24 protein-coding genes and 1 pseudogene are annotated in these 25,629 nt (G+C 70.8%); 15 read left to right on the top strand and 10 right to left on the bottom strand.

Annotated elements, in window-relative coordinates; all coding sequences use genetic code 11:
• Window positions 1-10: 10 nt before the first annotated feature.
• Window positions 11-2,146, bottom strand: coding sequence for a transketolase (tkt, locus tag ACFHWS_RS14820; RefSeq protein ID WP_416568367.1), 2,136 nt, complete (start codon window positions 2,144-2,146; stop codon window positions 11-13).
• 434 nt (window positions 2,147-2,580) lie between these two features.
• Between tkt and ACFHWS_RS14815 the strand changes: the two are divergent.
• Together ACFHWS_RS14815 and ACFHWS_RS14810 are read left to right on the top strand one after the other, a co-directional pair.
• Window positions 2,581-3,441 (top strand): annotated as a pseudogene (locus ACFHWS_RS14815) (heme o synthase); the annotation flags it as partial.
• 211 nt (window positions 3,442-3,652) lie between these two features.
• Window positions 3,653-3,985: a hypothetical protein gene (locus tag ACFHWS_RS14810; RefSeq protein WP_123602407.1), complete on the top strand. Its 333-nt coding sequence runs from the start codon at window positions 3,653-3,655 to the stop codon at window positions 3,983-3,985.
• A gap of 168 nt (window positions 3,986-4,153) precedes the next feature.
• On the opposite strand, the gene ACFHWS_RS14805 is transcribed toward ACFHWS_RS14810, so the two are convergent.
• A complete protein-coding gene (locus ACFHWS_RS14805) occupies window positions 4,154-5,653 on the bottom strand; it encodes an APC family permease (protein ID WP_416554846.1) in 1,500 nt (499 codons plus the stop codon).
• Between the two features lie 263 nt (window positions 5,654-5,916).
• Window positions 5,917-6,891 (bottom strand): COX15/CtaA family protein, encoded by a 975-nt coding sequence (locus ACFHWS_RS14800; RefSeq protein ID WP_416554848.1) that lies wholly within the window; start codon window positions 6,889-6,891, stop codon window positions 5,917-5,919.
• A 188-nt stretch (window positions 6,892-7,079) separates the two neighbouring features.
• On the opposite strand from ACFHWS_RS14800, the gene ACFHWS_RS14795 reads away from it, so the two are divergent.
• The 8 genes from ACFHWS_RS14795 to ACFHWS_RS14760 are packed head-to-tail and all read left to right on the top strand — an operon-like array spanning window position 7,080 to window position 13,888.
• Window positions 7,080-7,853 carry a helix-turn-helix transcriptional regulator gene (locus ACFHWS_RS14795; RefSeq protein WP_416554850.1) on the top strand — a complete coding sequence of 258 codons (774 nt, stop codon included), beginning with the start codon at window positions 7,080-7,082 and terminating at the stop codon, window positions 7,851-7,853.
• Window positions 7,850-9,280, top strand: a complete 1,431-nt coding sequence (sufB, locus tag ACFHWS_RS14790; protein WP_282231248.1) for a Fe-S cluster assembly protein SufB — start codon at window positions 7,850-7,852, stop codon at window positions 9,278-9,280. The genes ACFHWS_RS14795 and sufB overlap by 4 nt, the downstream gene beginning before the upstream one ends.
• 46 nt (window positions 9,281-9,326) lie before the next feature.
• Window positions 9,327-10,562: a Fe-S cluster assembly protein SufD gene (gene sufD, locus ACFHWS_RS14785; RefSeq protein ID WP_416554852.1), complete on the top strand. Its 1,236-nt coding sequence runs from the start codon at window positions 9,327-9,329 to the stop codon at window positions 10,560-10,562.
• 11 nt (window positions 10,563-10,573) lie between these two features.
• Entirely contained in the window at window positions 10,574-10,903 is a 330-nt protein-coding gene (locus tag ACFHWS_RS14780) for a non-heme iron oxygenase ferredoxin subunit (protein WP_123604783.1), read from the top strand.
• Window positions 10,900-11,673: a Fe-S cluster assembly ATPase SufC gene (sufC, locus tag ACFHWS_RS14775; RefSeq protein WP_281550395.1), complete on the top strand. Its 774-nt coding sequence runs from the start codon at window positions 10,900-10,902 to the stop codon at window positions 11,671-11,673. The genes ACFHWS_RS14780 and sufC overlap by 4 nt, the downstream gene beginning before the upstream one ends.
• A gap of 42 nt (window positions 11,674-11,715) precedes the next feature.
• A complete protein-coding gene (locus tag ACFHWS_RS14770) occupies window positions 11,716-13,026 on the top strand; it encodes a cysteine desulfurase (protein WP_416568366.1) in 1,311 nt (436 codons plus the stop codon).
• A complete protein-coding gene (gene sufU / locus ACFHWS_RS14765) occupies window positions 13,026-13,484 on the top strand; it encodes a Fe-S cluster assembly sulfur transfer protein SufU (RefSeq protein ID WP_416554856.1) in 459 nt (152 codons plus the stop codon). The genes ACFHWS_RS14770 and sufU overlap by 1 nt, the downstream gene beginning before the upstream one ends.
• 14 nt (window positions 13,485-13,498) lie before the next feature.
• Entirely contained in the window at window positions 13,499-13,888 is a 390-nt protein-coding gene (locus ACFHWS_RS14760) for a metal-sulfur cluster assembly factor (protein ID WP_416568376.1), read from the top strand.
• Between the two features lie 53 nt (window positions 13,889-13,941).
• On the opposite strand, the gene ACFHWS_RS14755 is transcribed toward ACFHWS_RS14760, so the two are convergent.
• Window positions 13,942-14,688, bottom strand: a complete 747-nt coding sequence (locus tag ACFHWS_RS14755) for a magnesium transporter MgtE N-terminal domain-containing protein (protein ID WP_416568365.1) — start codon at window positions 14,686-14,688, stop codon at window positions 13,942-13,944.
• Window positions 14,689-15,084: 396 nt separating this feature from the next.
• Here ACFHWS_RS14755 and ACFHWS_RS14750 point away from each other — a divergent pair, with 396 nt between their 5' ends.
• The 5 genes from ACFHWS_RS14750 (at window position 15,085) to ACFHWS_RS14730 (ending at window position 21,014) form a co-directional block, all read left to right on the top strand.
• On the top strand, window positions 15,085-16,692 hold the full coding sequence (locus ACFHWS_RS14750) for an ABC-F family ATP-binding cassette domain-containing protein (protein ID WP_416568364.1): 1,608 nt from the start codon (window positions 15,085-15,087) through the stop codon (window positions 16,690-16,692).
• Window positions 16,693-16,965: 273 nt separating this feature from the next.
• Window positions 16,966-17,193: a helix-turn-helix domain-containing protein gene (locus ACFHWS_RS14745; RefSeq protein WP_123602399.1), complete on the top strand. Its 228-nt coding sequence runs from the start codon at window positions 16,966-16,968 to the stop codon at window positions 17,191-17,193.
• 46 nt (window positions 17,194-17,239) lie between these two features.
• Window positions 17,240-18,094 carry an enoyl-CoA hydratase/isomerase family protein gene (locus ACFHWS_RS14740; protein ID WP_416554862.1) on the top strand — a complete coding sequence of 285 codons (855 nt, stop codon included), beginning with the start codon at window positions 17,240-17,242 and terminating at the stop codon, window positions 18,092-18,094.
• Between the two features lie 562 nt (window positions 18,095-18,656).
• Window positions 18,657-18,809 carry a type II toxin-antitoxin system Phd/YefM family antitoxin gene (locus ACFHWS_RS14735; RefSeq protein ID WP_416555011.1) on the top strand — a complete coding sequence of 51 codons (153 nt, stop codon included), beginning with the start codon at window positions 18,657-18,659 and terminating at the stop codon, window positions 18,807-18,809.
• Window positions 18,810-19,010: 201 nt separating this feature from the next.
• The gene (locus tag ACFHWS_RS14730) at window positions 19,011-21,014 is read left to right on the top strand and encodes an ABC transporter ATP-binding protein (RefSeq protein WP_416568363.1); all 2,004 of its coding nucleotides are present in this window, start codon (window positions 19,011-19,013) and stop codon (window positions 21,012-21,014) included.
• Window positions 21,015-21,196: 182 nt separating this feature from the next.
• On the opposite strand, the gene mug is transcribed toward ACFHWS_RS14730, so the two are convergent.
• From mug to ACFHWS_RS14700, 6 genes are all read right to left on the bottom strand, one after another.
• The gene (gene mug, locus ACFHWS_RS14725; RefSeq protein ID WP_416554867.1) at window positions 21,197-21,805 is read right to left on the bottom strand and encodes a G/U mismatch-specific DNA glycosylase; all 609 of its coding nucleotides are present in this window, start codon (window positions 21,803-21,805) and stop codon (window positions 21,197-21,199) included.
• Window positions 21,806-21,818: 13 nt separating this feature from the next.
• Entirely contained in the window at window positions 21,819-22,580 is a 762-nt protein-coding gene (locus tag ACFHWS_RS14720) for an SDR family oxidoreductase (protein WP_416554869.1), read from the bottom strand.
• Between the two features lie 51 nt (window positions 22,581-22,631).
• Complete coding sequence (locus ACFHWS_RS14715) at window positions 22,632-23,114, bottom strand: hypothetical protein (protein ID WP_416568362.1); 483 nt, start codon at window positions 23,112-23,114, stop codon at window positions 22,632-22,634.
• On the bottom strand, window positions 23,111-23,959 hold the full coding sequence (locus tag ACFHWS_RS14710) for a DUF692 domain-containing protein (RefSeq protein ID WP_416554873.1): 849 nt from the start codon (window positions 23,957-23,959) through the stop codon (window positions 23,111-23,113). The genes ACFHWS_RS14715 and ACFHWS_RS14710 overlap by 4 nt, the downstream gene beginning before the upstream one ends.
• Before the next feature lie 5 nt (window positions 23,960-23,964).
• Window positions 23,965-24,843, bottom strand: coding sequence for a TIGR04222 domain-containing membrane protein (locus ACFHWS_RS14705; RefSeq protein WP_416554875.1), 879 nt, complete (start codon window positions 24,841-24,843; stop codon window positions 23,965-23,967).
• Between the two features lie 88 nt (window positions 24,844-24,931).
• Entirely contained in the window at window positions 24,932-25,513 is a 582-nt protein-coding gene (locus ACFHWS_RS14700) for a TetR/AcrR family transcriptional regulator (protein ID WP_416554877.1), read from the bottom strand.
• Window positions 25,514-25,629: the final 116 nt, after the last annotated feature.

Here is a 25,629-nt window from a genome sequence, read left to right as displayed (position 1 = left end):
TGGTGCCTCCTCAGTTTCCGGTGGTGGTGCCGGTGATGGCGCCGACCCGGGTCAGCGACGCGTGCGCCGCCGCGACCACGGCGTCGGCGGTGAAGCCGAACTGCTCGAACAGCACCTGGTATGGGGCGCTGGCCCCGTAGTGTTCAATGCTGACCGATTCGCCGCAGTCGCCGACCAGGCCGCGCCAGGACATGCCGATGCCGGCCTCGACGCTGACCCGGGCCTTGACCCCGCGCGGCAGCACCGATTCGCGGTACGCCTCGTCCTGCTCGGTGAACCATTCCTGGCACGGCATCGAGACCACCCGGGTGGCGACGCCCTCGGCTTCGAGGCGCTCCCGGGCGGTGAGCAGCAGCTGCACCTCGGAACCGGAGCCCATCAGGATCACCTGCGGCTGGGCGTTGCCGGCGTCGGCCAGCACGTAGCCGCCCTTGCGGACTCCTTCGGCCGAGGCGTAGACGTCCCGGTCGATGACCGGCACCGCCTGGCGGGTCAGCGCCAGCGCGGTCGGCCGGTCGGTGTGCTCCAGGGCGACCCGCCACGCCCAGGCGGTCTCGTTGGCGTCGGCCGGGCGGACCACGTCCAGGCCGGGGATGGCCCGCAGCGCCGACAGGTGCTCGATCGGCTGGTGGGTGGGGCCGTCCTCGCCGAGCCCGATCGAGTCGTGCGTCCAGACGTAGATCACCGGGAGTTTCATCAGCGCGGCCAGCCGCACCGCCGGGCGCATGTAGTCGCTGAACACCAGGAACGTGCCACCGTACGGGCGGGTGCCGCCGTGCAACGCGATGCCGTTGAGGATCGCGCCCATGGCGTGCTCGCGGATGCCGAAGTGCAGGGTGCGGCCGTACTCGTGGCCGGGGAACTCCTTGGTGGCGTACTCGGCCGGGACGAACGACGGCTCGCCCTTCATCGTGGTGTTGTTGCTCTCCGCCAGGTCGGCCGAGCCGCCCCACAGCTCCGGCAGCTCGGCGGCGAGCGCGGTCAGCACCTTGCCGGAGGCGGCCCGGGTGGCGACCCCCTTGGGGTCCGCCGGCCAGTCCGGCAGCGCGTCGGTCCAGCCGGTCGGCAGGGTACGGGTGGCGAGCCGGTCGTGCAGCGCCTTGCGCTCCGGGTTGGCCTGCGCCCAGGCGTCGTACTTCTCGGTCCACTTCGCGTGTGCCTGCCGGCCCCGGTCGAGTACCTCGCGGATGTGGGCGAAGACCTTGTCGTCGACCGCGAAGTGCTGGTTGGGGTCGAAGCCGAGGACCTCCTTGGTGGCGGCGACCTCGTCGGCGCCGAGCGCCGAGCCGTGGATCTTGCCGGTGTTCTGCTTCTTCGGCGCTGGCCAGCCGATGATGGTGCGCAGCGCGATGAACGACGGGCGGTCGGTCTCGGCGCGGGCGGCGGTCAGCGCCGCGTACAACGCCTCGACGTCCTCGTGGTACTCGCCGTCGCCGGCCGCGCCGGCCCGCCAGTCGACGGTCTGCACGTGCCAGCCGTACGCTGCGTAACGGGCGGCGACGTCCTCGCTGAGCGCGATCCGGGTGTCGTCCTCGATGGAGATCTGGTTGTCGTCGTAGACGACGGTCAGGTTGCCGAGCTTCTGGTGCCCGGCCAGGGCGCTGGCTTCGTGGGTGATGCCCTCTTCGATGTCACCGTCGGAGGCGATCACCCAGATGTTGTGGTCGAAGACTGACTCGCCGGGTGCGGCGTCCGGGTCGAGCAGGCCGCGCTCCCGGCGGGCGGCGATCGCCATCCCGACCCCGTTGGCCAGCCCTTGGCCGAGCGGCCCGGTGGTGGTTTCCACACCCCGGGTGTGGCCGTGCTCCGGGTGTCCGGGGGTCAGCGATCCCCACTGCCGCAACGCCTTGAGGTCGTCCAGGCTCAGGCCGTAACCGGAGAAGAAGAGCTGGATGTACAGGGTGAGACTGGAGTGGCCGGCGGAGAGGACGAACCGGTCCCGGCCGGCCCAGTCCGGGTCGCTCGGGTCGTGCCGCATGACCCGGTTGAACAGCAGGTACGCCGCGGGAGCGAGGCTCATCGCGGTGCCCGGATGGCCGTTGCCGGATTTCTCCACGGCGTCGGCGGCCAGCACGCGTGCGGTGTCGACCGCGCGGCGGTCGAGGTCGGACCAGTTCAGGGGGGCATCGGTTGGTGTTGCAGCCACGGTGGATGTGCTCCTCGTCCAGCAGGTAGGCGGAACCCTCGTCACGACCCTATCGAGCAGGGTTGAACGCGCGCCCGCCGATCTCGACAACCGGATGGTCGTCCAGGGCGTGGTCGGTCGTCGGAACCTCCGACCGACCACCGGGGGATACGCATCGTGGCCGGTGGAAAGCCTGCCGGGTGTGACGACGAGCACCGGTGACGGGTCGGCCGGGCAGGCGAAATACCTGCGCGTACGCTGTCGGAGGCGCGTCGGCCCGCAGGTCGCGCCGCCAGTTGAAGGTCACCCGCCGCCGACGCCGGAAGGTGCAGCCCGTGAGCATGGTCACCGAGCGCCCCGCCCATGACCGGGCGCGGGTCAGGTCCGTCGTCGAAGCGGACCGGGTGCCCGGCACAGCGGTGGTGGATCCGGGACCGGTGGCCGCCCCCGGGCTGGCCGTGGTCCGGGCGTACGTGTCGCTCACCAAGCCGCGGATCATCGAGCTGCTGCTGGTCACGACCGTACCGACGATGATGGTCGCGGCCGGTGGGCTGCCGTCGCTGGGGCTGGTGGCGGTGGTGCTGGTCGGCGGTACCTTGGCCGCCGGTGCGGCGAACGCGTTGAACTGCTTCATCGACCGGGACATCGACCAGTTGATGCGCCGGACGAAGCGCCGGCCGCTGCCGAACCACGTGGTCGGCCCCAGGCACGCACTGATCTTCGGATTGGTGCTCGCGGTGGGCTCGGTGGCCCTGATGGCGGTCTTCACCAACTGGATCGCCACCGGGCTGACCCTCGCGGCGATCGCCTACTACGACCTCGTCTACACGCTGTGGTTGAAGCGCACGACGCCGCAGAACACGTTCTGGGGTGGCATCTGCGGCGCCGCTCCGGTGCTGATCGGCTGGGCGGCGGTGACCGGTGGCCTGGCCCCGGTGGCCTGGGCGCTGTTCGCCGTGGTGTTCTTCTGGCAGCTGCCGCACTTCTACGCGTTGGCGATCAAGTACAAGGTGGACTACGCGCGGGCCGGGATCCCGATGCTGCCGGTGGTGGCCTCCGAACGTCGGGTGGGCGTGGAGATCGTGCTGTTCAGCTGGTTGACGGTCGGGTCGTCGGTGCTGGTCTGGCCGTTGGGCATGTCGCCGATCTACGCGGTGCCGGCGGTCGTGGTCGGGGTCGTCTTCCTGCTGGAGGCCCACCGGCTGCAGCGCCGGTCCGGGCGTGGTCTGCCGGTCCAGCCGATGCGGCTGTTCCACTGGTCGACGACCTACCTCACGGTGCTCTTCGTCGCCGTGGCGATGGACGCGCTGATCTGACGCTGGGTCGCTCTGACCTGACGCTGGGTCTCGCCCGTCCGGGTCCCTAACTTCTGTCGTGTTTGCCGTTCTTCGTGCTGAAATTTGTCCCTTTTCATAGTAGAAATCACGATCAATCATCTGTGGAACTTCTTAAGCCCACGGATGATTGGAGTCACAAAAAGCCGACATCCGATCGGCGAAACGTCGTCGCTCTGCTTACGCTTCGCGTATGGCAGATGGTTCCGATACGACGCTGGCGACCGAATCCGTCCCGGGGGACGCCCCCTCTGGTCTGGTCGCCGGCATCCGGTCCTTCGCCGCTGGCCACGGCGGTGCGAAGGCGGTCATCGAGTATGTCGGCAAGCGTGGCGCACGGATCGTCCTGGTGGGGGAGGACGGCGCCTGGGGCGACCAGTTCGCTGACGGCACCGACGTGGCCCGCGCCGCCTGCCTCAAGGCGGGGGTCGAGATTGAGAACGAGTGGGAGCGGGAGCTGATGGATCAGATGCGACCCAGCAACGACCTGTGGCGGTCGATGTCGCGTCGCAGTCTGGCGCGCTGACCAGCCCGTTCCCGTCCTGCACAACGAACGACGACCAGTTGCGTGACTGGACGAGCGGTCCGTCAGCTGGAGAATCAGAGCCGAGCGAGACCCGGGCGGTTACGCCCGGGTCTCGCTCGTTGTCCGCCGCGGCAACCTGCGGCTGGACGTCCGGCTGGTCGGCGGCTACTAGACGTGGGCCGGCGGCCGGACGGGTGCCGGTGGCACCGGTAGCGCGGTGCCGCTGTCGGCGCCCCAGCCGATCGTCCGGTACGTCTGCGGGCACCTGGCGCGCAGCCAGAGCGCCCAGCCGACGCCAGCCAGCGCGGCCAGGGCGTACCCGGCCGGGAACCACCAGCGCAGCGGGGACGCGCCGATGCCGAGCAGGTCACCGAAGCTGGTGACGGTGCCGATGAGGATCAGCCCGAGCGCGCCGGTGGCCGCGCCCGGCGCGACCAGTCGCCGCCAGGCCGACTCGCCACGCGGGTCGCGGCGGAAGTAGCCGATCACCGCGAGCGAGGTCACGGTCATCAGGATCAGCACGCCGAGCCCACCGGTGACGGTCACCCAGAAGAACAGGTGGGTGATGGGATCCAGGCCGGTCGCCGCGTACGCCACGATCACCGCGACGGCCAGCCCGCTCTGCACCAGCGAGCCAAGCTTCGGCGCGCCGGTCCGCCGGTTCGTCCGGCCGAGCGCCGCCGGCAGCACCCGTTCCCGCCCGAGGGCGAACAGGTACCGGGCAACGGTGTTGTGGAACGCGAGCAGCGCGGCGAACAGGCTGGTCAGGAACAACAACCGGCCGGCGTCCACGAGCGTCGTGCCGATGTGCGGGTCGACCAGCACGAACATCAATTCGGTGCCGTGCTCGCGGGCCTGGGCGACGACGTCGTTCGGGCCGGCCGCCACCGCCATCGTCCAGGCGGAACCCGCGTAGCAGACTCCGGCGATCGTCACCGCCAGGTAGGTGGCCCGGGCGACCGTACGACGCGGATCCCGGGTCTCCTCGGCGAACACCGTGCCGGCCTCGACACCGACGAAACCGGCTATGCCGCCGACCAGCATCGCCGCCACCCCCGGGGTGAGCAGCTGGCGGGGGTCGAGACCCGCCGCGGCGGCACCGTCGGCGGGGTGGCCGACCATGACGATGCTGTAGCCGATGATGACCGCGAGCTCGGCCAGCAGCAGGCCGGCCAGGATCCGGCCGTTGAGGTCGACGCGGGCCAGGCCGAGCGCGGTCACCAGGGCCCAGCCGGCCAGCGCGCAGAGCCACCACGGCACGGTGGCACCGGCGACGGCGAGTACCTCGGCGGCAACCACGCCGAAGGCGCCGTACAGCCCGATCTGCATCGCGTTGTACGCGACGACGGCGACGAACGCCGCCGCGATGCCGGGGATCCGGCCGAGACCGTGCGCTACGTAGCTGTACATCGCGCCGGCGTTGACGACGTGCCGGCTCATCGCCACGTAGCCGACGGCGAAGACCGCCATCACCACCGCGATGAGCAGGTAGGCGACCGGCACCGCGGTGGTGCCGGTGACGGCATAGCCGGTGCTGGCGCCGCCGGCCACCACGGTCAGGGGCGCGGCGGCGGCGAGAACGAAGAACAACACCTGGGGTACGCCCAGGCGGGACCGGGCCAACGTCGCGGCGACGGTGCCGGACCGGCTCGTTCGGGAGGTAGACACGCGGGAACTCCGAAAGTGGGTCAGTCAGGAAAACGCGGGAGTGCGCGTGCGGTGACGGAGGATCGTCCGGGGTACCGCTACGCGGGTCTGGTCCAGGCAGGGAACCGACCAGGGGCGCGGCAGCCACGGCACGGGGGGACCGTCACTGCCGCGCCCGGTTCGTCGTGCCGGTGGTTGTGCCCCGGCACAGGCGTAGCCTCACCGGTACTCTCCGCTATGGGGATAGGTCTGCCGTCTTCAACCGTCTTCAACGGTTGGTGATCTTAAGGTTGCGCTCTGGCCAGGGGGCGCTCGTTGCCGTCGTCAGAAACCACCCTGGTAGCGGCTGAATCCGGCCCGGTCGGCTCCCGGGTCCGGGTCGACCAGAGCACGCCGAGGGTGGCCAGCCACACCAGACACGCGCCGAGCATGTGCGCGCTGACCAGCGCGACCGGCAGGTCGGTGAGGTATTGCACCACGCCGATCAGTCCCTGGGCGATCTCCACGACGACGAGCACGGCGGCCGCGCGGACCGCCGGTCGGGGTGCGCCGACCGCGCGCAACGCGAACCACCAGGCGACCGACAACCCGATCAGCAGGGTGACCGAGTCGGCGTGCAGCTGGGACATGGCCTGCGGATCCAGCCCGGTGCGCCCGGCGTCCGGGTCACCGGCGTGCGGGCCGCTGCCGGTCACCACGGTGCCGAGCACCAGCACCCCGAAGCTCACGGCGGTGATCACGAGGGCCAACTGGCGCAGCGGCCGGGCCACCACGTCGCGGGTGGTGCGGCCGCCGGCGCGTACCCGTCGCCACAATCCGTACGCCACCGCTACGGCGACCATCGACAGCATGAAATGCAGCGCCACCACCCAGGGGTTGAGCTGCACCCGGACGCTGACCCCGCCGATCAGGCCCTGCAGGATCACCAGACCTAGAACGCCGAGGGCCGGTCCGCGCAGGTCCAACCGGCGTGGCCGGGACCGCAGCACCGCCAGCAGGGTGGCGAGCGCGATCATGCCGACCAGGATGCCGAGGACCCGGTTGCCGAACTCGATGATGCCGAGCACGCCCATCTCCGGCGTGGTGACGTAGGAGTCGTCGGTGCAGCGCGGCCAGGTCGGGCAGCCGAGCCCGGACCCGGTGAGCCGCACGCCGCCCCCGGTCAGCACGATCGCGACGTTGGCCACCAGTGAGGCGAGCGCGAGCCGCCGGAGCAGGGCGGGGCCGGCGGACAGTCGACCGGACGGGGAGACGGGCACGGCGGCAATCGTACCGATATGGCGGATACCACAACTGTGCGGTGCCGCCGGTACCACAGCCCTGCGGTGCCGCCGGCCGACTGCGGCAAGGCTTCGCTGTGCTGGTCGCGGTGGCGGTCAGGCTCGGTGCGGTGGATCACCCGGGGGCGCGTTTGCGGCCGACCGCTGAAATACGTAACGTTGGCGTAGTGAAAAACAGGGTGGGCCTTCCAGAGGGCGGGTCGGCGACCGGTGCGGTCGCTGCCGGCCCGGACGGGCGTACCCGGGACCGCCTGGTCGCGCTGCTGCTGGAGCGGGGGGCGGCGACCGCCGCTCAGCTCGGTGACGAGCTCGGGCTGAGCCCGGCCGCGATCCGCCGACACCTGGACGCGATGCTCGCCGACGGCGACGTGGTGACCCGGGACGCGGTCACCCGGGCCCGTCGACGACGCGGTCGGCCGGCCAAGGTCTTCCGGCTCAGCGACGACGCCCGGTCCCGGCACGGGCGTTACCGCTACGACAGTATGGCCGCCGCCGCGCTGCGCTGGATTGCCGGTCACGGCGGCGAGGCGGAGCTCGAGGCGTTCGCGGCGGCTCAGGTCGCCGGGCTGGAGGCGCGGTGCCGGGCGGCGATCGACGATGCCGGTGCGGACCCGATCGCCCGCGCCGAAGCTCTCGCCGCCGCACTCAGCGCCGAGGGCTACGCTGCCAACGCATCCACGATCGCCTCCGGGGGGCAGTTGTGCCAGCACCACTGTCCCGTGGCCCATGTGGCTGCCGAGTTTCCGCAGCTGTGCGAGGCTGAGACTGCGGTGATCTCCCGCCTGATCGGCACCCACGTGCAGCGGCTGGCCACCATCGCTCACGGCGACGGGGTGTGCACCACGCACATTCCAGACCCGAGACGGGCCGGCGGCACCCCGACCGTTGCCATCAATGTTTCCACCGACCACGTCACCAGCACTGTGAGGACAGATAGATGACCGAGCAGACCGTCGCGCCCATCTCCCAGGAGGAGCACCTCGCGGCCCTCGGCCGGTACGAGTACGGCTGGGCCGACCGCGACGTGGCCGGCGCCGCCGCCCAGCGCGGGCTCAACGAGGCGGTGGTGCGTGACATCTCCGCCAAGAAGAACGAGCCGCAGTGGATGCTCGACCTGCGGCTCAAAGGGCTGCGGCTGTTCGGCCGCAAGCCCATGCCGGCCTGGGGTGCCGACCTCACCGGAATCGACTTCGACAACATCAAGTACTTCGTCCGCTCCACCGAGAAGCAGGCCGCCAGCTGGGAGGACCTGCCCGAGGAGATCAAGAACACCTACGACAAGCTGGGCATCCCGGAGGCGGAGAAGCAGCGGCTGATCGCTGGCGTCGCGGCCCAGTACGAGTCCGAGGTGGTCTACCACAAGATCCGTGAGGACCTGGAGGAGCAGGGCGTGGTGTTCCTCGACACCGACACCGCGCTGCGGGAGCACGAGGACATCTTCAAGGAGTACTTCGGCACCGTGATCCCGGTCGGCGACAACAAGTTCGCCGCGCTGAACACGGCGGTCTGGTCCGGTGGATCGTTCATCTACGTGCCGAAGGGCGTGCACGTGGAGATCCCGCTGCAGGCCTACTTCCGGATCAACACGGAGAACATGGGCCAGTTCGAGCGGACCCTGATCATCGTCGACGAGGGTGCCTACGTGCACTACGTCGAGGGCTGCACCGCGCCGATCTACTCCTCCGACTCGCTGCACAGCGCGGTGGTCGAGATCGTGGTGAAAAAGAACGCCCGCTGCCGCTACACGACCATCCAGAACTGGTCGAACAACGTCTACAACCTGGTCACCAAGCGGGCCGTCTGCCACGCCGGCGCCACCATGGAGTGGATCGACGGCAACATCGGTTCCAAGGTCACCATGAAGTACCCGGCCGTGTTCATGACCGGTGAGCACGCCAAGGGCGAGGTGCTCTCGGTGGCGATGGCTGGCGAGGGGCAGCACCAGGACGCCGGCGCGAAGATGGTGCACGCGGCCCCGCACACCTCCTCGACGATCGTCTCCAAGTCGATCGCCCGCGGCGGCGGGCGCACCTCCTACCGTGGGCTGGTCCAGGTGCTGGAGGGCTCGCAGCACAGCCGGTCGACGGTGAAGTGCGACGCGCTGCTGGTTGACGCGATCTCCCGGTCGGACACCTACCCCTACGTCGACATCCGCGAGGACGACGTCGCCATGGGGCACGAGGCGACCGTCTCCAAGGTCAGTGACGACCAGCTGTTCTACCTGATGAGCCGGGGTCTGAGCGAGGACGAGGCGATGGCCATGATCGTCCGGGGCTTCATCGAGCCGATCGCCAAGGAACTCCCGATGGAGTACGCCCTCGAGCTGAACCGGCTGATCGAGCTGCAGATGGAGGGCGCGGTCGGCTGACCCGCCCGAGACACCGCCCCACCGACACCGCCGAGAACAGGAAGAGATGACTATTCAGGCCTCCGCGCCGCCCAAGACCAAGTCGCAGGCGTTGCGCTCGTACGATGTCGCCGACTTCCCGGCCCTCACCGGCCTGGAGGAGGAGTGGCGCTTCACCCCGCTCAAGCGGATGCGGGGACTGGCCACCGGGACTCCGGCGGCCAGCGGCTCGGTCCGGTACGAGTACGCCGATCTGCCCGCCGGGGTGACAGCGGGTCAGGTCGACCGCACCGACCGACGGATGGGCGGTGTACTGACCCCGTTCGACCGAATCAGCGCTCTGGCCTACACCGGGTGCTCCGAGGTCCTGCTGGTGGAGGTCGCACCGGAGGCCACCCCGGCCGAGCCGGCCGTGGTCCGGGTGCTCGGCACCGGGACGGACCAGATCGCGTACGGGCACACCCTGGTCGACGTCGGCCGGTTCGCCGAGGTGACCCTGGTGTTCGACCAGGTCGGCTCGACCACCCTGGCCGACAACGTCGAAGTGCTCGTCGGTGACGGTGCGACGCTGACCCTGGTCACCATCGCCGACTGGGCATCCGACGCGGTGCAGGCGCAGCATCTGAAGTTCCGGCTCGGCCGCGACGCCCGGGTCACGCACATCCAGGTCACCCTCGGCGGTGACCTGGTACGCCAGTTCACCAGCGTCGAGTACACCGGCCGGGGCGGCGACGCCGAGCTGTTCGGGCTCTACTTCGCCGACGCCGGCCAGCACCTGGAGCACCGGCAGCTGGTGGACCACACCGTGCCGGACTGCCGCAGCAACGTCGGCTACCGGGGGGCGCTGCAGGGCGACGGCGCGCACACCGTCTGGGTCGGCGACGTACTGATCCGCGCCGAGGCCACCGGCACCGACACGTACGAGATCAATCGGAACCTGGTGCTGACCGACGGCGCCCGGGCCGACTCGGTGCCCAACCTGGAGATTGAGACCGGCGAGGTGGCCGGGGCCGGGCACGCCAGCGCCACCGGCCGGTTCGACGACGAGCAACTGTTCTACCTGATGGCCCGGGGCATCCCGGAGGCCGAGGCGCGCAAGCTGGTGGTCCGCGGGTTCTTCGCCGAGCTGGTCGACAAGATCCCGGTGGCCGAGCTGCGCGACCGGCTCGGCGACGCGATCGAGCAGCGGCTGCGGCGTGTCGAGGCCGGCGCGGTCGCGCCGCGCACCGCCGACGTGGCGGCACCACCGACCGTGCCCGGCCAGCCCGGCCAGCCCGGTGCGGTCACCGAGGGGACCCGCTGAGCATGTCCGACCTGATCCGGGTCTGCGCCACCGCCGAGATCCCGAAGGGGACGGCGGTCAGCGCCGACATCGACGGTACGCAGATCGCCCTGGTGCACACCGACGAGGACTCCTTCCACGCGGTGTACGACGAGTGCTCGCACGCCGCGGTCGCCCTCTCCGAAGGCGAGGTGGACGGCTGCACGTTGGAGTGCTGGCTGCACGGTTCGCGCTTTGATCTGCGCACCGGTGAGCCGACCGGGCTGCCCGCCACCGAACCCGTACCCGTCTTCCCCGTCGAGATCCGCGACGGCGACATCTACGTCAGTCTGACGCCGAGCAATGGAGTGACCGCACCATGAGCGTTCTGGATATCCGTGACCTGCAGGTTTCGGTCAAGCTGCCGGAAGGCGAGCTCAAGCCGATCCTGGCCGGGGTGACGCTGACCATCCGGTCGGGGGAGACACACGCCATCATGGGCCCGAACGGCTCCGGCAAGTCGACGCTGGCGTACTCGATCGCCGGGCACCCCAAGTACGAGATCACCGGCGGGGAGGTGCTGCTCGACGGTGCGGATGTGCTGGCCATGTCGGTCGATGAGCGGGCCCGCGCCGGGTTGTTCCTCGCCATGCAGTACCCGGTGGAGGTGCCCGGCGTCTCGGTGGCGAATTTCCTGCGTACTGCCAAGACCGCTGTCGACGGCGCCGCGCCGAAGCTGCGTACCTGGGCCGGTGAGCTGCGCGGGGCCATGGAGCGGCTGCAGATGGACCCGGCGTTCGCGCAGCGCAACGTCAACGAGGGTTTCTCCGGTGGGGAGAAGAAGCGGCACGAAATCGTGCAGCTGGAGCTGCTCAAGCCGAAGATGGCCATTCTTGACGAGACCGACTCCGGGCTCGACATCGACGCCCTGCGGGTGGTCAGCGAAGGGGTCAACCGGGTCCGCTCCACCGGGGAGACCGGCCTGCTGCTGATCACCCACTACACCCGGATCCTGCGCTACATCAAGCCCGACTTCGTGCATGTCTTCGTCGGCGGACGCATCGTCGAGGAGGGCGGCCCGGAGCTGGCTGAGAAGCTGGAAGCCGAAGGCTACGAGCGGTACGTCGCGGGTGCCGGCGCGGCCTCGGCCTGAGACTCACTATCACCCCGCGTGCAGAAGGGCGGCGTCGAGCCGATGAGCACCATAGCCATCCCCCGGGACACGCCGACGCCGGACGGTCCGTCCGCTCTGGACGTTGACGCCGTCCGGGCCGACTTCCCGATCCTCGGTCGGGAGGTCAACGGGCATCCGCTGGTCTACCTGGACAGCGCCAACACCTCGCACAAGCCGCGCCAGGTGCTCGACGCGCTGACCGACTATTACCAGTCGCACAATGCCAACGTCGCCCGCTCGGTGCACACTCTCGGCACCGAGTCAACCGAGGCGTACGAGAGCGCCCGAGCCAAGCTGGCCGCGTTCGTCAACGCGGGCAGCCCGGACGAGGTGGTCTTCACCAAGAACTCCACCGAGGCGATCAACTTGGTCGCGTACGCGTTCTCCAACGCCTCGACGGGCGCCGCGATCGGGGCCGACCCCCGTTTCCGGCTCGGCGCCGGCGACGAGGTGGTGATCTCTGAGATGGAGCACCACTCGAACATCGTGCCGTGGCAGCTGCTCTGCGAACGCACCGGCGCGACGCTGCGCTGGTTCGGGCTGACCGAGGACGGTCGGCTGGACGAGTCGCAGCTGGACGAACTGGTCACCGAGCGGACCAAACTGGTCTCGCTGGTACACATGTCGAACATCCTCGGCACGGTCAACGACCTCACTGCGATCACCCGGCGGGTCCGCGAGGTCGGTGCGCTGCTGCTGCTGGACTGCTCGCAGTCGGTTCCGCACCGCCCGGTCGACGTCGCCGCGCTGGACGCCGACTTCATCGTCTTCACCGGGCACAAGATGTGCGGACCGACCGGGATCGGGGTGCTGTGGGGCCGCGCCGCGCTGCTCGCCGCGATGCCACCGGTGCTCGGCGGCGGCTCGATGATCGAGACGGTGGCGATGAGCGGGTCCACGTTCGCCGCTCCACCGGCCCGGTTCGAGGCCGGCACCCCGCCGATCGCCCAGGCAGTCGGCCTCGGTGCCGCCGTCGACTACCTCTCCGGGTTGGGCATGCCGGCGGTCGCCGCGCACGAGCAGCGGATGACCGCGTACGCCCTGGAAGCTCTGGCCACCGTGCCGGGGCTGCGGATCGTCGGCCCGCCCGGGCCACACGGGCGGGGTGGCACGGTCTCGTTCGCGGTGGACGGGATCCATCCACACGACGTGGGCCAGATTCTCGATGCCCAGGGGGTGCAGGTGCGGGTCGGGCATCACTGCGCCCGGCCGGTCTGCGTGCGCTACGGCGTCCCGGCGACCACTCGGGCCTCGTTCTACCTCTACACCACGACCGGCGAGGTCGACGCGCTGGTGCGCGGTCTGGAGAAGGCGCGGAAGGTCTTCGACTGATGGAGCTCGACCAGCTGTACCAGGAGATCATCCTGGACCACTACAAGCGTCCGCAGGGGCGTGGTCTGCGCGAGCCGTACGCGGCGGAGGCACACCACGTCAACCCGACCTGCGGCGACGAGATCACCGTACGGGTGAGTCTGGGTGGCGACACCCGGGTCGGGGTGTCGCACGACGGTCAGGGCTGCTCGATCAGCCAGGCCTCGGCGAGTGTGCTGTACGAGCTGGTCGACGGTCGGCCGGTGGGCGAGGCGTTGGCGGTGCACGGCGCCTTCGTGGCGCTGGTGTCCGGCCGCGGCGAGGTCGAGCCGGATGAGGATGTGCTGGGTGACGGGGTGGCGTTCGCTGGTGTGGCGCGCTATCCGGCCCGGGTGAAGTGTGCGTTGCTGCCGTGGATGGCCTTCAAGGACGCCGCGGCGCGCGCCGGTGTGGGTGCGAGCCCGGAGGTGAAGCAGTGAGTGCCGAAGAGACCATGACCGGGGCGACGCAGGCGACGGAGCCCGCCGACGGCGGTACGGCCGCGGCGGCGATCGTCGGCCAGCCGGCGATCGCTGACATCGAGGAGGCGATGAAGGACGTCGTCGACCCGGAGCTGGGCATCAACGTGGTCGATCTCGGCTTGGTGTACGGCGTACACGTCGACGATGACAACGTCGCCACCCTGGACATGACGTTGACCAGCGCGGCCTGCCCGCTGACCGACGTGATCGAGGAGCAGGCCCGTACCGCGTTGACCACTGGACCCGGTGGCGGACTGGTGTCCGACATCCGGATCAACTGGGTGTGGATGCCACCGTGGGGGCCCGACAAGATTACTGACGAGGGCCGGGACCAGTTGCGGGCGCTCGGCTTCAACGTCTGACGGTACCCGCGTCGCCGCCGACCGTCACGTTCGGCCGGCGGCGGCGCGGCCCGTCAGTGCACCAGGCTGACCAGGGCCCGTTTGAGGAAACCGTCGTGCCGGTCGTCGACCCAGCTGACCGCGCTGATCGGGCGCCCCTGCCGGCGGGCCTCGTCGCAGTAATTAAGTACGTCGGCGGCCGGCTGGTAGTCGGTCACCGCGAGCGCCGCGTTGGCGCGCATGCGGTACGCCGCGTCCTCGGCGTCGCGTACCGCCACCCGCCCGTCGTCGTCGCGGCGGGCGGCCACGGTGATCTGCCAGCCGAAGATCTGAACCAGCACGATTCCCGGCGGGGCGTTCGCCGGGATGCTCACCTCGGCGTTGGCCCGGGCGAGCGCCTGGGCCACCTCCCGTTGGTAGGTGCCGGCCCAGGCCGCCTGCGCCTGTTGCGGACGCATCACCGACAGCATATCGGTTTGTCGGTCCGCGGGCATCGCGGTGAGCAGGGCAGCGACGGTGGGCTGCGGCAGTCGGTCGGCCACCGTGTGCACCTGCTCGGCCGGAAGCTGATTGAGCATCGCCACCGCGTCGGGGATCGGCATGGCTCGGGCCAGGTCGGCCAGCTGATCGGTGCTGAGCAGACCCATCAACCGCGACTGTAGGTCGTCGCTGGCAGCTGGGAGCAGCCGGACCAGGTCAGAGGTCGTCAGCTCGGCGACTGCCACCGGGATCCGGTCGGCCGGCATGGCTGCCAGCAACCCGACGGCCTGTCGCGGCGGAGTGCTGCGGATCATCGCGATCAGCTGGGTTATGGGCATCATCCCACCGGGCAGCATGAGTGTCGTCTCCAGGGAGTCAAATGATCGTTACGCGCGCCTGATGTGCCTAACATCCCTGTCGGCGTGGTGCATCACCCCGTTGGCGGACAAGTTCCCCGATTCGGTCAGGCCGGTCCACCAGGCTGGCGGTGCGCCGCGTACCGCTTGGTCAGCTGATGTTCCGCGAGACCGTCGGGGATGGATCGCCGGATGCCTTCGATCCACGTCGCCGTCGATGATCTCGCTGCGAAACCGACTGGGGTGCCGGTACTGACCGCCGGTAGGATAGGGCCGTGCTGCTCTGCGAAGGCTGAACCGCCCCACGCCGACGGACAGAAGGTCCGGTCGGCGTCTTGTCGTGTCCGCGAGTCAGCTTCCGATCTCAGGAGTGAGCTATCAATGATCACCGCTACCGGCCTGGAACTGCGCGCGGGCTCGCGGATCCTGCTGTCCGACACCACCCTACGGGTGCAGCCCGGCGACCGGATCGGTCTGGTCGGCCGCAACGGTGCCGGCAAGACCACCACGCTGAAGGTGCTGGCCGGCGAGGGCCTACCGTACGCGGGACAGCTCGACCGGCGCAGCGCGGTCGGTTATCTCCCGCAGGACCCGCGAACCGGCGACCTGAATGTGACCGCCCGCGACCGGGTGCTGTCGGCCCGCGGCCTGGACCGGCTGATGTCGCAAATGAACGAACTCGAGCAGCAGTTGGCACAGGGCGGCACCGACGAGCGTCTGGTTCGCCGCTACGGCACCCTGGAGGACCAGTTCGCCTCCCTCGGCGGGTACGCCGCGGAGGCGGAGGCGGCCCGGATCTGCGCCAACCTGGGTCTGCCGGACCGGGTGCTGAGCCAGCCGATCGGGACGCTCTCCGGCGGTCAGCGTCGCCGTATCGAGCTGGCCAGGATCCTGTTCCGGGACGCGGCCGAGAACGGCGGCGGCATCCTGCTGCTCGACGAGCCGACCAACCACCTGGACGCCGACTCGATCACCTGGCTGCGTGGCTTCCTCGCCGGGCACAAGGGCGGGCTGGTGGTGATCAGTCACGATGTGGACCTGCTGGGCGCGGTGGTCAACAAGGTCTGGTTTCTCGACGCCACCCGCTCGGTTGTGGACGTCTACAACGTCGGCTGGGCGGCGTACCAGCAGCAGCGGGAGACCGACGAGCGGCGCCGCCGCCGGGAACGGGCGAACGCGGAGAAAAAGGCCGGGGCGCTACTCGCCCAGGCCGACAAGATGCGGGCCAAGGCCACCAAGACGGTGGCCGCGCAGAACATGGCCCGGCGGGCGGAGAAACTGCTCGCCGGTCTGGAGGACGAGCGGGTCGCTGACAAGGTGGCCAAGGTCCGGTTGCCCAGCCCGGCCCCGTGCGGCAAGACGCCGTTGACGGCGGCGGGGCTGTCGAAGTCGTACGGATCGTTGGAGATCTTCTCCGGGGTCGACGTGGCGGTCGACCGGGGCTCCCGGGTGGCGATCCTCGGGCTGAACGGTGCCGGTAAGACGACGTTGCTGCGGATTCTCGGTGGTCTGGTCGAGCCGGATTCCGGGGCGGTGCGGCCCGGGCACGGGCTGCGGATCGGCTACTACGCGCAGGAGCATGAGACCTTGGACGTGGAGCGTTCGGTGCTCGACCACATGCGCAGTGCGGCGATCGACCAGGCGGACACCGACCTGCGAAAGATTCTCGGTGCGTTCCTGTTCAGCGGTGAGGACGTGAACAAACCGGCCGGGGTGCTCTCGGGCGGGGAGAAAACCCGGCTCGCGTTGGCCACGCTGGTCTGTTCGGGGGCGAACGTATTGCTGCTCGACGAGCCGACCAACAACCTGGATCCGGTCAGCCGTGAACAGGTTCTCGATGCCATCGCCCGGTATCCCGGAGCCATCGTCCTGGTGACCCATGATCCGGGTGCGGTGCTGGCTCTCAAACCGGACCGGGCGATTCTCCTGCCCGACGGAGACGAGGATGCGTGGAGCGACGACCTGCTCGAACTCGTGGAACTTGCATGAGGGCGCGGTCCGTCCGGCAGCCCGGCCCGGGCGATGCCGCATCGGTGAACGTCATTATCGGATAGCGTGAATTGTATGAACAGGTGCGCCGGGTGAGGGTCGGCGAAGGGCTGCCAGCATGCCGGTGGGATTGCTCGGCGGCACCGTATCGGGTAACTGACAGGGTCGTGCGTGTCGGTTGGCGAACAGTTGATATCTGGCGCATGATCGTTGGAGGCGGTCTAATAGGTGGGACCGCATCGAACCGCACAGTCTGGGACGTGAGGAATCAACATGGCAGCCACCGGCACAGCCGCCACCACCGAGAAGGGTCGCCGGATCGTCGGAGCCGAGCGTCAGACCCTGGCCAAGGACCTGGTCAAGCGGTATACATCCGGCGAGAGCATCCGCGCCCTTGCGGCCTCCACCGGCCGCTCGTACGGGTTCGTCCACCGGGTGCTCACCGAGTCCGGCGTGCAACTACGCCAGCGTGGCGGCGCTCGGCGTCGCAAGAAGGGGTGACGATCCAGTTGCGACCCGTACCCCGCTGTCACGGTAAGGGCCCTCGTTGACCGTGTCCGGTGGCGTACGACTCGACTACGACGGGCCGGTCGCGACGGTGACGTTGGACCGGCCCGACGTGCTCAACGCTCAAACCCCACAGATGTGGCGGGCGCTGCGCGGCATCGGCCGGGAGTTGCGTGGCGACGTTCGCGTCGTGGTGGTCCGCGGCGCCGGTCGGGCCTTCTCCGCCGGCCTCGACCGGGGCGCGATCCAGGCACTGCTCGATCCCAGCGTTGCGGGTAGCACCGATGCGGATCTCGCCGCGACCGACCATTCGCGAGCCGACTCGCCTGGCGACCGTCCGCCCGGTGACGATCCGGCCCCGCCGCCGTTGGCTGCCCTGCCGCCGGACGAGTGCGCTGCCCGGATCGCCGAGTACCAGGAGGCCTTCACCTGGCTGGCACGCCCCGACGTGATCAGCGTCGCCGCCGTGCAGGGGCCGGCCGTCGGCGCCGGATTCCAGCTTGCCCTCGGCTGCGACCTGCGCGTCCTGGCCGACGACGCCCGGTTGCGGATGGCCGAGGTGACCCTCGGCCTGGTGCCGGACCTCGGCGGCACCCGGCGACTCGTCGACCTGGTCGGCTACGCCCGCGCCCTGGAGATCTGTGTCACCGGTCGCTGGCTCGACGCGGCCGAGGCCGATCGGCTCGGGCTGGCCAACCTGGTGGTGCCCGCGACGGAACTGGCCCCGGCAGTCGCCGACCTGGTCGCGGCCGTGCTGGCCGGGCCCCGCGACGCGGTCGTCGAGATCAAGGCCCTGCTCGCCGGAGCCACCGACCGCACCCCCGCCGCCCAGCTACGCGCCGAGCGGGAGGCACAGACCCGACGGATCCGGGACCTGACCGGAGCCGGCGATTGACGTCCTCCTCTTCCTGAAGAAAGAGGGATTCCGGTCTGCTACACCCCGAAGGGGTGAACTCCGGTGGGTTACCGCTTCTCGGCGCGGTGCCGGCACGGGTGCCGGTCTTACCTGCGCTCCACGGTCGTTGAAGTCCGCCGTCCGGCGGCCTTGATGTTGCGTGCGGCGTTGACGTCCCGGTCGTGAACTGCGCCCAGCCGGCGTCGTGCACCGACTTGGCCAGCCTTGTACGACCCGATCCAGCAACAGCGAGGTCCTCGACGTACACCGCTGAGACGAAACTCGGACCTTGACCACGTGTGCGGCAGCGTCCCGGCGGAGCCGGGACACGTGGTTGACGGGCATGGTGATGGGCTTGCCGCTTGTGGCCGGGATGCGGCAAGCTGGTTTGCTGTTGGGGAGAGCGACCACGTTGTCGGCCTTTGTGGCCTGACCCTGCTGGAAACGGCCTTGTCGGCGCTCTTCCCACCGCTTATGGGTGGGGAACTGGCAGGTCGTTCAGGTGGCGGCCTCGCTGTCGTGACCGCCGCGACCATCGCGTGGTCGGGGAGGGCCGCAGACCATCGGTGCCCGCGACGCCCGGCCCGAACTAGGGAAACTGGTCGACGCCGCCCACTACGTAGGCCAGCACACGATCATCACCAAGTCCGGGGAGCCGCGCGCCGTGCTGGTGCCCTACGAGTGGTGGAGCCAGCGGCAGAACCGGCCGGGTTAGGGCACTGCTCGGGCCATGGCGGCCCTCCCGGCGCGGTCCTTCACCCCCGGCCTGCAGGCCGGAGCACTAACCCGCCTTCCGGTAGCCGCCGGGTCGGACAGTAAGGCTCCAACGGGAAGACGCCAGTTACCTGAACTGTTGTCGTAGGTGTCCGGGACACTGGTACCCGCGACGGTGGCGAGACGAAGGTGGCGGGTGCCGATGGCTGGATCCGGTGGGATGGGTGGCATGGGGGCCGGCTGGGGCATGCTGCGCTCGATGCGCGACGGCGACCAGCTGCGTTCCCACCGGGTCAGCAGGGGAACCACCCGGCGGATCGTCGCCTTCGCCCGCCCGTACCGGCGGGACATCACCGTCTTCCTGGTCACCGTCGTGCTGGCGGCCGGCATCGGGGTCGCCACCCCGGTCCTCGCCGGCGACGTGGTGAACACGATCACCGCCGGTCGCGCCGACGCCGGCGCGACCGTGGTCCGGCTGGCCCTGCTGATCGCCGCGCTCGCCGTGGTGGACGCCCTGCTCTCCCTGGCCCAACGCTGGTACGCCGCCCGGATCGGTGAGGGCATCATCCTGGACCTGCGGACCCGGGTCTTCGACCACGTGCAGCGGATGCCGTTGCAGTTCTTCACCCGGACCCAGACCGGCGCGCTGGTCAGCCGGCTCAACAACGACGTGATCGGCGCCCAGCGTGCCTTCACCTCGACGTTGTCCGGTGTGGTCAGCAACGTCATCCAACTGGTGCTCACCGCCGCGGTGATGTTCACCCTGTCCTGGCAGATCACCGCGCTGTCCCTGGTGCTGCTGCCGATCTTCATCGTGCCGGCCCGCCGGGTCGGCAAGCGGCTCGCGGAGATCACCCGGGAATCGTACGATCTCGACGCCAAGATGAACGCCACGATGACCGAGCGGTTCGGGGTCGCCGGCGCGCTACTGGTCAAGCTCTTCGGCCAGCCCGAGGTCGAGGCACGCCGGTTCGCCGAGCGGGCCGACCGGGTCCGGGAGATCGGCATCCAGTCGGCGATGTACTCGCGTACCTTCTTCGTGGCGATGCTGCTGGTCGCCTCGCTCGCCCAGGCGCTCACCTACGGACTCGGCGGTTGGCTGGCGGTCACCGGCGCGGTCAGCGCCGGCACCGTGGTGACCCTGGCTCTGCTGCTCACCCGCCTCTACGGGCCGCTGACCGCGTTGAGCAACGTGCGGGTCGACGTGATGAGCGCGTTGGTCTCCTTCGACCGGGTGTTCGAGGTGCTCGACCTCGCCCCGTCGATCGCCGAGCGTCCGGACGCCGTCGTCGTGCCGCCCGGATCCAGCCGGCTGGAGTTCCGCGACGTCCGGTTTCGGTACCCCAGCGCCGCCGAGATCTCGCTGGCCTCGCTGGAGGATGTCGCGACGCTCGACCGGACCGTCTCCGAGCCGGTGCTGCGCGGGGTGTCGTTCAGCGTCGAGCCGGGGCAGCTGGTCGCCCTGGTCGGCCCGTCCGGCGCCGGCAAGAGCACCACCGCAATGCTGGTCTCCCGGGTGTACGACGTGACCGACGGCGAGATCCGGGTCGGCGGGGTGGACGTGCGCGACGCGACACTCGACTCGCTGCGCGACACCATCGGGGTGGTCACCCAGGACTCCCACCTGTTCCACGAGACGATCGCGGAGAACCTGCGGTACGCCCGGCCGGACGCCACCGACGACGAGCTGTGGGCGGCGCTGCGCGGCGCGCAGGTCGAGGAGCTGGTCCGGGCCCTGCCGGACGGGCTGGACACGGTGGTCGGGGAGCGCGGCTACCGCTTCTCCGGTGGTGAGAAACAGCGGATTGCCATCGCCCGGCTGCTGCTCAAGGCGCCGTCGATCGTCATCCTCGACGAGGCCACCGCCCACCTCGACTCGGAGTCCGAGGCGGCGGTGCAGCGCGCCCTGTCGGTCGCGCTGACCGGCCGTACCGCCCTGGTCATCGCGCACCGGCTGTCGACGGTGCGCGACGCGGACCAGATCCTCGTCCTCGACGAGGGCCGGATTGTCGAGCGCGGCCGGCACGCCGAGCTGATCGCCGCCGGCGGGCTGTACGCCGAGCTGTACCGCACCCAGTTCGCGGTGGCCGACTCACCGACTCCGTACCTCGACGACACCGGGTTGGATCCGGTGACGGCCGGGTCGGGTCGCGCCTTCCCGACCGACCAGGACCTGCCCCCGCCGCCGGGCGGTGCCGCCGGATAGCGGTCCGCCGTCCACTATGCTGGGCCGGTCGTACTGACCGAGTCGGTGGCTGCGGCGCTCTGCGCCGCCCTGCGGTCGTACCACGATCCCCGCGACCGGGGCCGGTGCGCCCAGTGCGGAGGGCCACGTCTCGACGAAGGCCTTCAGTGTCTCGACTGCGGACAACCGGCCGGCCTGTTCGGTCAGCTGATCCGCGAGCGGATGGCCCGCCACCAGTAGTCGCCTACCGTGGCGGTTCGGCCGCCACCGCCTGCCGCAGCCGGTCGAACTCGGCGACGAGCCGGTCGAGCTGGTAGTGGGCATTGAGCCCCGCTCGGGTTGGGCAGCACCCAGAGCCTCGCACCACCGAGGCTCTCGGGTCGGGGTCCGACGAGCGCCCGTCGCTGGTCGAACGCCAGCCGGTACGCGGTCACCCCGACCACGGCGATCCACCGGGGTCGGCACGCGGCGGCCAACCGGACGAGCCGCGCGCCTCCGGCGACCAGCTCCGGCGGCGTGAGTTCGTCGGCCCGCGCCGTCGCCCTGGCGACCAGGTTCGTTACGCCCAGCCCGAACCCGGGCAGCAGATGGTCCTCGCTGGGGTCGAGCCGCCGGGGCGTGAAGCCGGACCGGTGCAGTGTCGGCCAGAACCGGTTGCCCGGCCGGGCGAAGTGGTGGCCGGCGGCAGCGGAGTACCGGCTCGGGTTGATCCCACAGAACAGTACGTCGAGGTCGGGTCCGACGATGTCGGGCAGGGTACGGCCGACAGCGCCGGCCAGCAGCTGCGCCATCGTGACCCGGTCGGTGTGCACGCCGGGAAGCCGGTCAGGGGCAGGGCAGCGCGCCGCCGTCGACGGGCAGCGTGATGCCGGTCAGATAGCTCGCCGCCGGGGACAGGACGAACGCCGCCACTCGGCCGAACTCCGCCGGCTCGCCCAGCCGGCCGAGCGGGATGTCGGCCTCGGCCTCGGCCCGGGCCTGCTGCGGATCGTCGGTCGCGGCGAAGAGTTCCACGTTGCGGTCGGTCATGATCCGGCCGGGCAGCAGACTGACCACTCGGACGCCCCGGCCGGCGTAGCCGTCGGCGAGCTCCTTGGCGACCGCCGCGAGCCCGGGCCGCAGGCCGTTGGAGATGCCCAGCCCGGGCAGCGGCATCCGGGCCGACGTCGACAGCACCACGGCGACCGCCCCGCCGGCGGGTAGCGCGTCGGCGACGGTCCGCACCGCCCGAACCGCGCCGACGAAGACGGTGTCGAACGCCGCCCGCCACTGTTCGTCGCTGACCGCGTGGCTGGGACCGGGTTTCGGCCCGCCGACCGAGATCAACGCCCCGTCGAGCCGGCCGAAGTGCTCCTTGGCCGTCGCGACCAGGCGTGCCGCGCAGTCCGGCTCGCCCAGGTCGGCGCTGACCGCGATCGCGTGCTGCGGGCCGCCGAGGCGGTGCGCCGCCGCCGTCAGACCGGCGGTGTCCCGGGCGGCGAGCACCACCCGCGCCCCGTCGGCGACCAGACAGGCAGCGGTGGCGTAGCCGAGTCCACGGGACGCGCCGGTGAGCACGTACACCCGGTTTTCGAGGCCGAGGTCCATGCCCCCGATCCTGCCGCATGCCGTGGGGTCGCCGGTGATGACCCCCACCAGCTACCGGCGGCGCCCGCCGTACGTCCGCACCCGACCGGCGACCTGGACCGTCCACCCGCCGGGCAGCCGTCGTACCGCCGGGAGACGGCGTCGGCGGGGAACCGACGACCCGTCGTAGCACCAGCCGACCTCCCAGCCAGCCAGCTCCGCCACGGCCAGATCCGGCAGACGGTCATCGGCGGCCAGCGCCCGGGCGAAGTCCCAGCCGTCGCGCAGCCCGCCCGCCGGCCGTCGGCCCGTTGCCCAGCGGACGAACGCGGCCGGCCAGGCAGCACCGAGTGAGGCGGCCACCTGCGGCCAGTGCCGGGCCGCCTCGCCGGCCCGCTTGCGGGCCAACGCGGCACGGGCGACCGACAGCCGGTGCGGGTCGAAGCCGGGTGGCGGATCGGCACCCTCGACGAGGGACGCGACCAGCGCACGCTGGGCGGCGGCGAGTCCGGCACGGGGGTCGGAACCGTCGCCGGGTGCCACCTGGGCGGTCACGTGATCCGGCCCAGCCCGGCGGTCGCCGCGATTACGTCCAGCTCGGCGCGCAGCACCTCGCCCGGCGGATAGTGCCCGTCCCGCTCCAGCAGCACCGCTGGCCCCCGTCGCCGGGCACACAACTCGCCGAGCAGGCGCAGCACCTCGGCCGGGACCGGGTCGGTGTGCGTGTCGTGGTAGATCCCGTCCCGGTCGGCGGCACCGCCGGCGACGTGCACGTACGCGATGCGTTCCAGCGGCAGCCGGTCGAGCAGAGCGACCGGGTCGTCGCCCCGGTTGCGGGCGTTGGCATAGACGTTTGCGACGTCCAACAGCAGCAGCGCGTCTGAGCGCTCGACGATCTCGCTGACGAAGTCGGCCTCGTCGAGTTGGTCGTCGGGCCAGTCGAACACCGCGGCGATCGGTTCGAGCGCGACCGGCACCGGCAGCTCGGCGGCCACCCGCCGGACGTTGCCGACGACCGTGTCGACCGCCGCCCAGGTGCGGGGCAACGGCAGTAGATGCCCGGCCTCGACCCCGCCGGCCCGGACGAAGGCGATGTGCTCGCTGACCAGGGGCGCGCCGAGCAGCTCGGCGACGCCCGCGAGCCGGTCGACTCGGTGCTGTTCGACCGGCTCGGCGCCGCCGAGGGACAGCCGTACGCCGTGCGGCACGACGGTCACCCCCCGCTCACGGAGCCGGAGTAGCTCGTCGTCCAGCGGCCGGCCGGGGTCGACGGACTCGGCGATCACCTCGCAGAAGCGCATGCCGGGCAGTTCATCGAGGAAGCCGGAGATCTCCGGGCGCCAGCCGATGCCGACCCCGAGCCCGGTGTCGGGGCTGGGCGGCCAGGCGGTGACGGACATCGGCCTCATCCGCCGCAGCCGCCACCACCGCAGCCGCCGCCTCCTCCGTCACCGCCACCCCCGCCGCTGTCACCGCCCCAGCTGGAGGACCCGGTGCTGGCGCTCACTCGGTGGATCTCCGCGGTCCCCGCGAACGCCGGGTCCATGGCCCACAACGACGCCGCCCCGAAAACGCCGACCCCCATCGCCGCGCCGGCGACACCGTACGTCGCGGGGGCCGGCCGCAGAGTCGGCGAGAGGTGACGGTACTGGCTGCGCAGTCTGGTGAGGAGGCGGTTCGCGGCCCGGGTGCGGCGCGGCACCGAGAAGAACAGCACCATCGCCACCGGTACGGTGACCGCGAGCATCAGCACCAGGTAGCCGACCGGCCGGTTGTTCGCGGTGCCGGCGAACACCCGCAGCACACCGACGGCGGCGAGGATCCCGACCGTGCCGGCGAGCAGCCGGGCGGTACGGCGTTGGCCGTCGCTGATTGCCAGCCCGGCGGCGACTAGCCCGTCGCGCATCCGGTGCAGCGCGTCGACGACCCACTGGTCGGTCTGCAGGTCGCGGACGCGTCCCTGGCGCTGCGCGGCGTGGTGCACCGCTTGGTCGAGTTGCCCGGTCCCGGTCGGCAGCGGACCGGCGGCCCGCAACGTGCCTCGGGCGCCGACGTCGACGCTGCCCGCCGAGCGCAACGCCGCCAGGCTGGCGTACACAGCCAACCGGCCCCCGCCGTTGAGATACGCGACCTCGGTGCCGCCGAGCGATCCGGTGCGGCCGTCCTGCCCGGCGAGCGCGATCCGCCGGTAGCCGAGGTTGGCGAGGAGGAGCACCAGTGCGGTCAGTCCGAAGACGGCGAGGAAGGTGGGTCCGGGGATACCCCAGGTTTCACCGGGCGTCATAAGGTCTCCTGGCTTGCCGGGCGGGCGTCGGGTCGCCGACGCTCCCGCGCTGACGGTGGTCCCTATTGTGGGACGGGCGTGCCACCCGTCAGCGCGGCGTCGGGCGTCGTACCGCCTCCTCTACGATGTCGAGCACGGCGCCGAGGTCGCTGCCCGGCCGTCCCATCGCGAGCTGCAGCACCAGCCCGTCGTAGGCCAGCTCCAGGAACCGCGCCAGGACGTCAATCGGTACGTCGTCGCGCAGCACGCCGGCGTCGCGTTGGCGGCCGAGCCGCTCCCGGGTCGCCTCGGCGATCGCCGCCGACCGGGCGGCCCAGCGCCGGGCGAAGTCCGGGTCGGTGCGCAGCCGCCGGGACACTTCGAGCTGGCTGCCCAGCCAGCCGGCGGTGTCCGGGGAGTCGGTCCGGGTGAGCAGGTCGCGCATCACCTGGACCAGGCCGTTGCGGGCCACCGTCTCGACCATCGCGGCCGCGTCGTCCTCGGCGACCGCCAGGAACAGTGAGTCCTTGTCCCGGAAGTGGTGGAAAATCGCTCCTCGGGACAGCCCGGTGGCCTCCTCCAGCCGGCGGACGGTGGCACCTTCGTACCCATGCCGGGCGAAGCAGACCCGGGCGGCGGCGAGAATCTCCTGGCGGCGTGCGTCGAGCTGGATCTGGCTCACCCGGGGCATGATGTGATCGTGTCAGGTGGGCAGACCGGTAGCAAGCCGTACGTACGGCTTGCTACCGGTGCTCGTTTACATTCTGGGACTGTTCCCCGCCATACGGTGTCGCGTAAGGTGCGCCC

The organism is Micromonospora sp. LOL_013 (genome assembly GCF_048060315.1).
GTDB lineage: Bacteria > Actinomycetota > Actinomycetes > Mycobacteriales > Micromonosporaceae > Micromonospora_E.
The sequence above is the reverse complement of the archived record's forward strand: the minus strand, read 5'-3'. Positions and strand labels throughout refer to the sequence as shown.